Raw genomic sequence first — 10,177 nt, forward strand, 5'->3', positions numbered from 1 at the left:
CGTCGGCAGCGTCAGATGTGTATAAGAGACAGAACAAGAGGTAATCTCTTCCCTATTAAATGGATTTGCTTATATTTATTTCTTAGACGAGAAAAAGGGATTCCTTGTGAACTGCGCAAATCCCATTGAACGCTCTATTGAGAAAGCAGAAACAGAATCGTTAGTATATGGACCTAAAATTTCGTTTACTGAATCATTAACTTCTAACATTAAGATAATAAGACAAAATCTAAAAGATAAGAATTTGTGCACAGATGAAATAAAAATTGGGGTTCGCGTTCAAAAGCAAGTTAGAATTGTATATATAAAAGATATTGCGAACGATGACACTCTTCAGACACTTAAGGAAAGGATTAATCAATTAAAATCGGAAAATATAATTGACAGTTCCGTTTTGGCTCAATGCCTTGAAGATAATCATTACTCTTTACTTCCACAATTTATTTTAACAGAGCTTCCCGATCGGTTCATCTATTCGATTTTAAACGGCAGAATTGGAGTTTTTTTAGATGGTAGCCCAGTAGCCATTATTGGACCTGCTAATTTTTTCTCATTTTTCGAATCAACAGAAGATAACTATTTGAGATGGTCTTTAAGTACATTTATTCGTTTTATCCGATTATTTGCTATGGTAGGTTCTCTATTTTTAACAGCCATATATGTGGCTGCCATGACTTATCATTTTGAACTTATACCATCTAAATTGTTATTTGTCATTGGACAATCACGTTCACAAGTTCCTTTTCCACCCTTATTAGAAGCACTCTTACTAGAATTTTTAATTGAGTTACTTAGAGAAGCTGGGGCCCGCCTTCCTTCAAAAGTAGGACAAACAATGGGGATTGTAGGAGGAATTGTCATTGGCCAAGCAACGGTTGAGGCAGGGTTAACTAGCAATATTTTAATTATTATTGTTGCATTTAGTGCATTAGGAGCATTTTCGGCACCTATTTATGAAATGGGCACTGCTGTAAGAATTGCTAGATTTCCATTCATTATTTTAGCAGGTATTTGGGGGTTAAACGGAATCATTATCGGTATATGTATTCTAATGGTTCACTTGTTAAAATTAACTTCTTTAAATAAACCTTATCTTGCCCCTCTATATCCGCTAAGAATGAAAGATTTGAAATATTTTTTAATACGTCTCCCCCATCATTTTTATATAAGACGACCGTTAGTAAATCGAACAAAAGACTCCATTCGCCTAAAGGAACGATTAAAAAATTCACCAGATTTAGATGAATGAGGTGCAAAATGAAATCAAATACACGTTTTGTTAACGCCTTTATGGCATTTTTTATCATACACACTTCGCAAATTGGTATGGGGATTCTTGGAGTTCCAAGAATTATATATCTAGAATCAAAAAAAGATGCTTGGATCTCCATTTTACTTTCTGGTTTATTCGTTAGCTTAATTACATGGATAATAATATCTATCCTAAATAAAAATGAAGGTGGTACTCTATTCGAAATTCATGATCATATATTTGGACGCTTGATTGGTAGTATTTTAAACTTCGTAATTGTCATTTACTATATTGCCGTCCATTATTCGATTACTATTGGTTATGTCGAGTTGTCACTAACATGGGGATATGAAGGAGTCTATGAATGGGTCGGGGTATTGGCTTTATTAATGATAACCATTTATGCTGTATCAGGCGGATTCAGAGTAGTGATCGGTGTTTGCTTCTTATCTTTTTTAATGACTATATGGCTGCTATTTGTTGTTTACCAACCTCTTCAAACAATAAATGTAACAAGAATTTTACCTATAATGACGACAACTCCTTCAGATATGATGAATGGAGTTTTCAGGAGCAGTTATACAATGTTAGGTTTCGAGACGTTGCTTTTTATTTTTCCATTTATAAAGGAGAAAAATAAACTTCAGCTTTTTAGTCAAATAGCAGTCTGGTTTACGACCATTCTTGTTTTACTAACAACTGTAGTTTCTATTTTATTTTTTAGCGCTAAAGAATTAGAGATGAATGTATGGCCTGTTGTCAGCATGATTAGCACTGTCCATTTTCCATTTATTGAACGTTTTGAATTTGTTGCGGTTCCATTATGGATTTTAGTTATTTTTCCAAATCTTTGTATCACACTATATATTTCTTCCAAGGGTATTAAACAGATTTTTCACATAAAACAAAAATATGGAATATGGCTCATCTCCATTATCCTTTTTATCTGCAGTTTTTTCATTACGAAAAGAGTAGATAATAATTATTTTTTTGATCAAATTGGCAAAACTGGATTTTTCCTCTGGTTTATCTATCCAATTTTCTTGTATGTAATCATCATTATTAGATCAAAAATCAATACTCGTTCCAGACGGAGTTGAAAGAATGAAGAAAATTGTTATTCTGCTGTGTTCTCTTCTTTGTACTGCATGCATGGCCCCTAAAAAAATAATAGAAATGCAAGGGATTTCAACGATTATTGGTTATGACTTGCTTGATGACAATACATACAAAGGCACTATCAGTTTGTTACAATTTGACCGAAAAGAAGAAAAGACCAGTGTAACCCTTTCAGCTGAAGGAACGACTAATAAACAAATCAGACAAAAACTAGAGGAACAAACAAGCCATGACATTACTTCTGGTCAATTAAGGACCATACTGTTAAATAAAAATATGGCAGAGACAGTAGGAATTTCTTCTTTTCTAGATACTATGCAACGGCATAGTAGTATCAGTTCTTTAATCTTTTTGGCCATTACTGATAATGCTGAGGAGACGATTAACAATACAAACTATGAAGAATATCCCGAAATGGGATCCTATATCTATCAACTTTTGGATAAACACGAAAAGAAAGAAATGTTAGTCAACTCCAACTTCCATGATTTTATAACTACACTATATGAAATTGGTATCGATCCTACACTACCCATGATTAAAAATGCAAATGGGGTAGCACCTTCTATAGATGGTGTTGCATTATTCAAAGATGATAAAATTGTTGGGTCTATTTCGTTGATAAACACCTTTTATCTAAAATTATTCACAAATAATAAGGCATTTTTAGGTGATATAACTGTAGAGATTCCTGCTGGTGAACTAGAGAATAGGGATATGGCAAAACTCAACCTTCCTAAAAGTGATATTTATAAGATCACACTTCATCCGATAAAGTACAAAGGAAACATTGAAATAAAGAACGAAGAATTTGTTCATTTAAATGCAACGATATCCGTTTCAATATTAGAATTTCAACCCACTACTTCTTTGAAAAATAAAGATGCACTAAACAAAATGGAGCAACTAATTGGTGAAGCCCTAAACAAAGAATTTGGATATATACTTGAGGAATTAAAAAATTTAAATACGGATCCCATTGGCATCGGAAGAAAAATAAGAAGTGTTAGAAAATATTCCCATTTAACTGAGGGAGATTTAAGACAAAAATATTCAGCACTAAAGATAAAACCAAATATAAAGGTGGAAATTAAGCGAACTGGATCAATTGATTAACATATTTAGGAACAAAAGCACTAACAACGACTAACACGACCCAAGTGTTGATTATTCACTGGGTCTTTTTCTCACTTTCGCATGATTCCAGCGGGAATAGCGTGAGGCTTGAGACCGACCCAACAATAGCAGTTCCGTCGAGGAGGCTCAAGCCACGCCCGAAGAGAGCGTCAACCTGAAGTGGAAGTCAACGATATAAAAAAAACAAAGCTTGGGAAAACAGTCTTTATCTTTAATCACCTCTTCGTTTTTTGCATAAACTACAAAATGAATTTATTATTAGAAACAGCCAGATTTAATTCAGCAGCCCCGTTAGTACAATAAAAAGGGAAACCCCAGCTATTTTAATCCCCATTAGAAAAGGCTTTGTTTTTTTTCAAGCGAAGAAGGCGTTTGTTACATATTCTTCAACTCAATTCAATTGTATTTAATTACCAAAAGCTACCAATTGATTATAAAACGCTTTCTCTGATATGTTGGATAACGGTTCAAATTCAGATACTAGGGGGCATTTTTAGTTGGTAAAAGGAAGCAAAGTTATATTCGATTCGAAAATTTATGTTATTCATTGGGTATATGATAGTGGGTACTGTGAAATTAAAAACGACGAACATATAAAGTTAGTTAAATTTTCAGAACTTACACCTCTAGAATAAACATCAATTAGAGTGTCTGATTTGAGAACCATTAAGCACTCATTCTACGAGTGCTTTTTTATTTCCAAAGATCAATAACATTGGTTTTACCAAATTCCTATTGCACTAATCTGTATCGTTACTTGAATAAGGAAAAAGCGATCCATCGCTAAGGAAGAATCGCATCTTTAGCTGAAAAAGATTATTTAATTATTGGTATTTAACCACTCATCTTTTAAAAGCCCGTCTATATTTCTATCAAGGTATTCACCATTTATTAATTAGTAGTTTCTTATAGTTCCTTCTTTCTTAAAGCCTAAACGTTCTGGAACTGTCTTACTTCTAATATTTCTTGTTGCTACGTTTATTTCTACTTTGTTTAGTTTTAAATCTGTAAATGCGTGTTCAAATAATAAGTTACAAGCCTTGTTGCTAAACCGAGACCCTCAAAGTCTTTCCCTAACCAATACCCAATCTCTGTCTTGTAACTACTCCAGTCTAAATACAGATAATCTATGGAACCAGCAATCTTTCCTTTATGACATATTCCAGCCGAGTCTCGCGGTAGATTGTATTCCTCCCCTACACAAAACCGTGCTTGCGCAATTAATGCACACGTCTCCTCCTAGTTACCATTCACATAATGTAGCCAATCTCTTTTCTTAAGTCATATATGTTAACAATAACTTTTGCGTAAAGTAATGGGTAAACGCGTGGTGAGTCTATACAGAACATTTAAATCTTTTGTAGTAACTTTTAATTAATTATTAATATAGCTTAAAATTTCCGAACGAGCATTGCCGTCTTTTACGAATACCCCTCTTACCGCCGAAGTAATCGTTTTTGTTCCGGGTTTTTTAACTCCACGCATGGTCATACACATATGTTCCGCTTCAACCACTACCATAACACCATGTGGCTCTAGTGTATCCATAATAGTATCTGCAACAGTAGAAGTAATCCTTTCTTGTAGTTGAGGTCTACGCGATACGGATTCAACTGCTCGGGCAAGTTTACTTAATCCTGCTACTCGACCGTTTCTAGGAATATAGGCGACATGTGCTGTCCCATAAAAAGGTACTAGATGATGCTCGCACATAGAGTAAAATGGAATATCCTTTACTAATACAAGTTCTTCATGATCTTCGCTAAATATTGTTTCAAAGTATTCTTTAGGATCAATTGTTAATCCTGAAAACACTTCCTCATACATTTTAGCTACACGTTTAGGAGTTTCAAGAAGCCCCTCCCTGTTTGGATCCTCTCCAACTGCCTGTAGGATTAAGCGAACTGCTTCTTCAATTTTGTTACAATTAATGTTTGCCAATAGGTTACCTCCTCATGTTGTCTAACAAAATATTTAAGTCTATGAGTTTAACTTTCCTTCTAAACTACACACCTCGTTTATTTCCCCAAATATAAGTATGAAGTTGAGGTAGTACTTTCACATTTTTCAACTCTTTATCTAACATAGTTTTATTAATTAACCATTCATATTTCTGTAATAACTGGGAAAGTAGTTTTTGATTGTCTGTCGTATGATTATTGTCGTTTCCTACTTGTAGGAAGAATGGGATCTCGGGGTAACGATAATGCACTTTCTTCGCATAGTCGTAATCTTGATCATCAAATACAACCACTTTTAAACTAGTGTTTTGTACTGTGGGGATTTCATTAAGTTTATGAATAATCATATCAAGAGCATCAAAGTTTGTTACCATCTCAGAACTGGGTGGTTTAGGAGAGATTGTTAGTTCATCAATTTTTAAGAACCATTCCTGCCACTTGCTTCCCTGTGTTTCCAAAACAACTTTTATGTTGTTTTCTTTTAATAAACAAATTAAATAATCAAGGTTTTTTAATAGTGCAGGGTTCCCACCTGATATTGTTACAAATGAAAAACCTTCACCGCCTATTGATTTAAGTTCTTGCCATATTTCTTCTGCATCCATTTGTCTTATTAAATCTTTTCCCGAACCGTCCCAAGTGAATGCAGAATCACACCAAGAACAAGAATAATCACATCCAGCTGTTCTAACAAACATGGTCTTTTGGCCGATTACCATCCCTTCACCTTGAATGGTAGGACCGAATATTTCGATTACCGGAATTTCACTCAACTTCCATCCACTCCCGTCTTACCTCCGCATAACTAGTAGGGGTTTCATATAAACGAACAAATTCTACTCTTAAATCATTATATTTTTCTGATCTTTTATTCAAAGACTCCTTCATTTTCTCATAAATCCAAACAACCATATTTTCTGCTGTTGTATTCATTTTTGGTAAAGTTTCATTAAGATATCGATGATCAAGGTAAGTTTCAATTTCCTGTTTCCAGAACTCTTTGATGTCCCCAAAATCAATTACAAGGCCAATCTCATTTACGAAACCACTAATACCAAAAACTACTTTATATGTATGTCCATGAAGGTTCTTACATTTTCCTTCATAACAGTGAAGGTGGTGTGCTGCATCAAATGTAAATTCCTTGCTTACAAGCACGCGTTTCCTATGGTATTTTAGTTCACTTCTTTTAATATCTTGGTTAATTTTTTGCAGGTTTTCTACTATTCTAAAACCAAAAAAATCATGTTGTACTTTCTTGTCCGCCATCGCTTTTTCATCCTTTAACATAAAAGACTTCCTTTCAAATGAAAAAACAGTACCCAAGATGAAGTACTGCTTCTTCTTAGTTTTTTTAAAGAGGGGTGCTAGAACCTCTATTATGAATCTATTTTTGTTCTATAGCTATTATACCACAGTCGATTTTTTGTCGAAAAAGAGAAATGAATTCCCAATGAAAAAGTAAGACTTTTACGTTCATCAATATAAATCAAACGTATATTTGCAGATGCTACGTTGGTTTTTAAATACCTTGAAGTGCACTTGCAAATCTTCGAATCCCTTCATGAATGTTTTTCTCATTTTCCCTTGCAAATGTAAATCGAACACAATTCTTATTTGAGCCCATCGTGGAACCAGGAAGATAAATAACGCCCTTCTTTATTGACTCTTCTAATAGTTGCATTTCATTAAAACACCTGTTAATTTTACACCAAATATGAATTCCGCCTTCAGGGATATAGTATTCAACTTGTTCCCCTAGATACTCTAATAGACTTGAAACAATTTGATCTCTTCTACTTTTTAAATGTACAACTAAGTTTTTTATATGAGAGTCAAATTTGTCCGATTCTAAAAAGTCATTCGCAATCCATTGGGTAAAACTAGCGTGGCCAAAATCAATCTGTTGTTTTGCATCTGATAATCTTTCAATAACGGATTTAGGACCAATTTCAATAACGGATTTAGGACCAATTATCCACCCAATCCGTAAACCAGAGGCAACAATTTTTGACAATGAACTAATGTATAAGACATTGCCAATAACATCCATAGATTTTAACGATGAGACGTGTTCACCTGTGAAAGAAGTTAAACTGTATGGATCATCTTCAACAACAGGTATTCCGTGTTCGAAAGAAATCTCCAAGATTTTCTTTCTTCTCTTTTCATTTAAAAATGTGCCAGTAGGATTTTGAAAAATTGGATTAAGGAATATCATTCTTATCCGATGTTTTTTATATAGAGTAATGAGATCATCTGGGTTAATTCCATTATTATCTATAGGAAACGAATATGTTCGAATGCCTGCTGATCTAAAGATGGGAAGACTATAATGATAAGATGGCTCTTCTATAGCAACAGCATCCCCTGGCTTTAGGAGGCATTGTACAACTAAATGTAAAGCCTGCTGAGCTCCAGATGTGATAAGTATAGACCCCGGACTCGTCTCTATTCTTCTAAATTCTTTAACATGCTTTGAGATTGTTTCCCTTAATATTTTGTTCCCTTGGGGATGGTCGTACCCAATACTGCCAATATAGGATCTTGTGGAAGTGATGCTTCGTAAATCCTCTATGGGAAAAAGGTCTTCAGACAATTCCCCGCTAGCCAAATTAATCAGATTAGATTCCTCGGTTTTTTTCCGAATTTTTTGTGCAACAGGTAAATTTGGTAAAAAGGATCCAGCTTCTACGTATCTATTCCAGCTGGGGATTCTCTTTTTAGAAATACCCCATATATCTTTATTTATAGTTGTACCACTTCCACGCTTTCTCTTGATTAGTCCATTAGATTCTAGCTCATCATAAGCAGCAACAACCGTACTTCTATTTACATTTAATTCCTTTGCTAAATATCTTTCCGAAGGCAATGGCTTATCCGGTGAAAATGTACCATCTGCTATCCCATTTTCAATATATTCCGCAAGTTGTTTATAGATTGCCTTCTTTGCTTTTCTATCAGGTTTCCAGTCCATATCAAACATTCCTTAAAGTTAATATACTTTCTAAGAGGATTAATATCTTCATTTACGAATAAAATAATTTGGCTCCCATAAAAAAATACTATTTGTATCTACAACATTACTATATAAATCCCTAAGGCAATAACTGCTAGAGGTATAATGACAACATAGATTAGAGTTAAATTGGTAGTGTTCTTTTTGGTTGCACTACTATAGTTTGAATCACCTTTTCCCGCAATTAAAAGCGTTCCAATAAGTGAAATAACTCCTATGATTATGACTATAGACATTAATATCTTCATAACACACCTCACAATAAACATATAAAAAAACATAAACAGCAATATATAAAGTCATTCAATAAAGGTATTTCCAAATAAATTTATTGTATAACAAGAATTCCACCACATCACCATCCACTTTACAAACAATTAAACCATCCATTCCTCTCTTTAATAGATTAGTTTCATTTATCCTCTTATTCAAAGCCATATTTATCAACAAATTAAAAGGAAACCTTTATAAACTTAAAAGTACAAAAGAACGATTATAAAGTTCTTGGCTAAACAAAGAAGTTTCTGTATAAAATTGCTTGTAAAAGACATTTTTGTAACTATCGATAACGAAATTCGTTATTTATTGTGTCCATCTTGCATATATATTGAATTTTTCAACTTTGACTTCTTCTACTGAGCCATTTAAACAGTATGTATCCGATTTTGTCCCTGAATTTATATTCACTTTGGGTTTTCTGTGATGCCATAATAATTGTAATAAACCTTAAGAGAGCGTCTAAATATAATAAAAAACCTTAGTCCAAATTAAACTAAGGTTCCCTTTTTGTCATACATCGCTAGGTAATAAGAAAAAAACATTAACCTTTTAAAATAGGGGTTACTTTGTCGATAGCTTTTTGTAACTTTTCGCTATTTAACCCATACATTTGTTTAGCCTCTTTTGATTCCGTTCCAAGAGCAAATAGTTCTAAATCGGCTTGACATTTTTTCATAGTTGAAAGAATTAAAGGTCTTTCTTGAGGAGATGGTACTTGCAACTTATCATCAAAAAGATCAACTGTTAATTCTCCAAAAGAATTAATCTGTCCAAGAAATACATTTTCAACAGTAACACCTAATTTTTCTAACTCAGTGTGTAGCCAAGCACGATTTCGTCCAATTGTAGCTAGCGGTTCGTCCATTATGACACCATCCATAATGACAGTCTGTGGTTCTTTAATGGAAGGAACGGATAAGTTTAAATCTTTTGCTGTTAATGGTTGGTTCTCTTTTTTTAACATAACGGATAAATCTCCTGTTGCCTCTAGAACTGCAAATTCTACATCAGATACTTGAAAGACATCCTTTCTGCGAAGTAGTTCTAACAGTTCATCTGTTGTATATCTTTCCTTTTTTAAATTATCTTCCATGATTTTTCCATCTTTGATAAATACAGTTGCTTTTCCTTCTATAAAATCGCGAAAACCTTTACTTTTCAAGGAAATTAAACCAGCGAAAAAAGGAAAAGCAGCAAAAATGACAATCCCAATAATTCCGTGAAAAATGTTTCGTTCTAGTCCCATAGCCACTTCTGCACCAATACTTCCTATAGAAATACCAGTGACATATTCAAAGAAAGATAGTTCGGAAATTTGCTTTTTCCCTAACCATTTTGTAATTAAAAATAAAACAGCAACAAATAATGCTGAGCGTACAGCTATATCTAACCATTCAGGCACCTCTTACA

8 protein-coding genes, 2 pseudogenes and 1 riboswitch are annotated in these 10,177 nt (G+C 33.7%); of the genes and pseudogenes, 3 read left to right on the forward strand and 7 right to left on the reverse strand.

The window, feature by feature from the left end; translation table 11 throughout:
* Positions 1-31 precede the first annotated feature (31 nt).
* From E1I69_RS23050 to E1I69_RS23060, 3 genes and pseudogenes are all read left to right on the forward strand, one after another.
* Positions 32-1,249, forward strand: a pseudogene (locus E1I69_RS23050) (spore germination protein); the annotation flags it as partial.
* 8 nt (positions 1,250-1,257) lie between these two features.
* Positions 1,258-2,352: a GerAB/ArcD/ProY family transporter gene (locus E1I69_RS23055; protein ID WP_136381849.1), complete on the forward strand. Its 1,095-nt coding sequence runs from the start codon at positions 1,258-1,260 to the stop codon at positions 2,350-2,352.
* A gap of 4 nt (positions 2,353-2,356) precedes the next feature.
* On the forward strand, positions 2,357-3,487 hold the full coding sequence (locus E1I69_RS23060) for a Ger(x)C family spore germination protein (RefSeq protein ID WP_136381850.1): 1,131 nt from the start codon (positions 2,357-2,359) through the stop codon (positions 3,485-3,487).
* 916 nt (positions 3,488-4,403) lie between these two features.
* Here the strand turns inward: E1I69_RS23060 and E1I69_RS25560 are convergent.
* From E1I69_RS25560 to E1I69_RS23095, 7 genes and pseudogenes are all read right to left on the reverse strand, one after another.
* Positions 4,404-4,544, reverse strand: a pseudogene (locus tag E1I69_RS25560) (GNAT family N-acetyltransferase); the annotation flags it as partial.
* The gene (locus E1I69_RS25565; protein ID WP_431731904.1) at positions 4,508-4,729 is read right to left on the reverse strand and encodes a GNAT family N-acetyltransferase; all 222 of its coding nucleotides are present in this window, start codon (positions 4,727-4,729) and stop codon (positions 4,508-4,510) included. The pseudogene E1I69_RS25560 and the gene E1I69_RS25565, both read right to left, overlap by 37 nt.
* A 153-nt stretch (positions 4,730-4,882) precedes the next feature.
* A complete protein-coding gene (gene folE / locus E1I69_RS23070; protein WP_136381851.1) occupies positions 4,883-5,449 on the reverse strand; it encodes a GTP cyclohydrolase I FolE in 567 nt (188 codons plus the stop codon).
* Between the two features lie 64 nt (positions 5,450-5,513).
* Positions 5,514-6,242 carry a 7-carboxy-7-deazaguanine synthase QueE gene (gene queE / locus E1I69_RS23075; RefSeq protein WP_136381852.1) on the reverse strand — a complete coding sequence of 243 codons (729 nt, stop codon included), beginning with the start codon at positions 6,240-6,242 and terminating at the stop codon, positions 5,514-5,516.
* Complete coding sequence (queD, locus tag E1I69_RS23080) at positions 6,235-6,738, reverse strand: 6-carboxytetrahydropterin synthase QueD (RefSeq protein ID WP_136381856.1); 504 nt, start codon at positions 6,736-6,738, stop codon at positions 6,235-6,237. Before queD ends, queE begins: the two co-directional genes overlap by 8 nt.
* Before the next feature lie 70 nt (positions 6,739-6,808).
* A riboswitch (PreQ1 riboswitch) is annotated at positions 6,809-6,852 on the reverse strand.
* A 139-nt stretch (positions 6,853-6,991) separates the two neighbouring features.
* Positions 6,992-8,446, reverse strand: coding sequence for a PLP-dependent aminotransferase family protein (locus E1I69_RS23085; protein ID WP_136381853.1), 1,455 nt, complete (start codon positions 8,444-8,446; stop codon positions 6,992-6,994).
* An 862-nt stretch (positions 8,447-9,308) separates the two neighbouring features.
* The gene (locus E1I69_RS23095; RefSeq protein WP_136381855.1) at positions 9,309-10,169 is read right to left on the reverse strand and encodes a DUF421 domain-containing protein; all 861 of its coding nucleotides are present in this window, start codon (positions 10,167-10,169) and stop codon (positions 9,309-9,311) included.
* Positions 10,170-10,177 lie beyond the last annotated feature (8 nt).

Origin of the sequence: Bacillus timonensis, assembly GCF_004799755.1 — a bacterium.
Classification (GTDB): domain Bacteria; phylum Bacillota; class Bacilli; order Bacillales; family Bacillaceae_L; genus Ferdinandcohnia; species Ferdinandcohnia timonensis_A.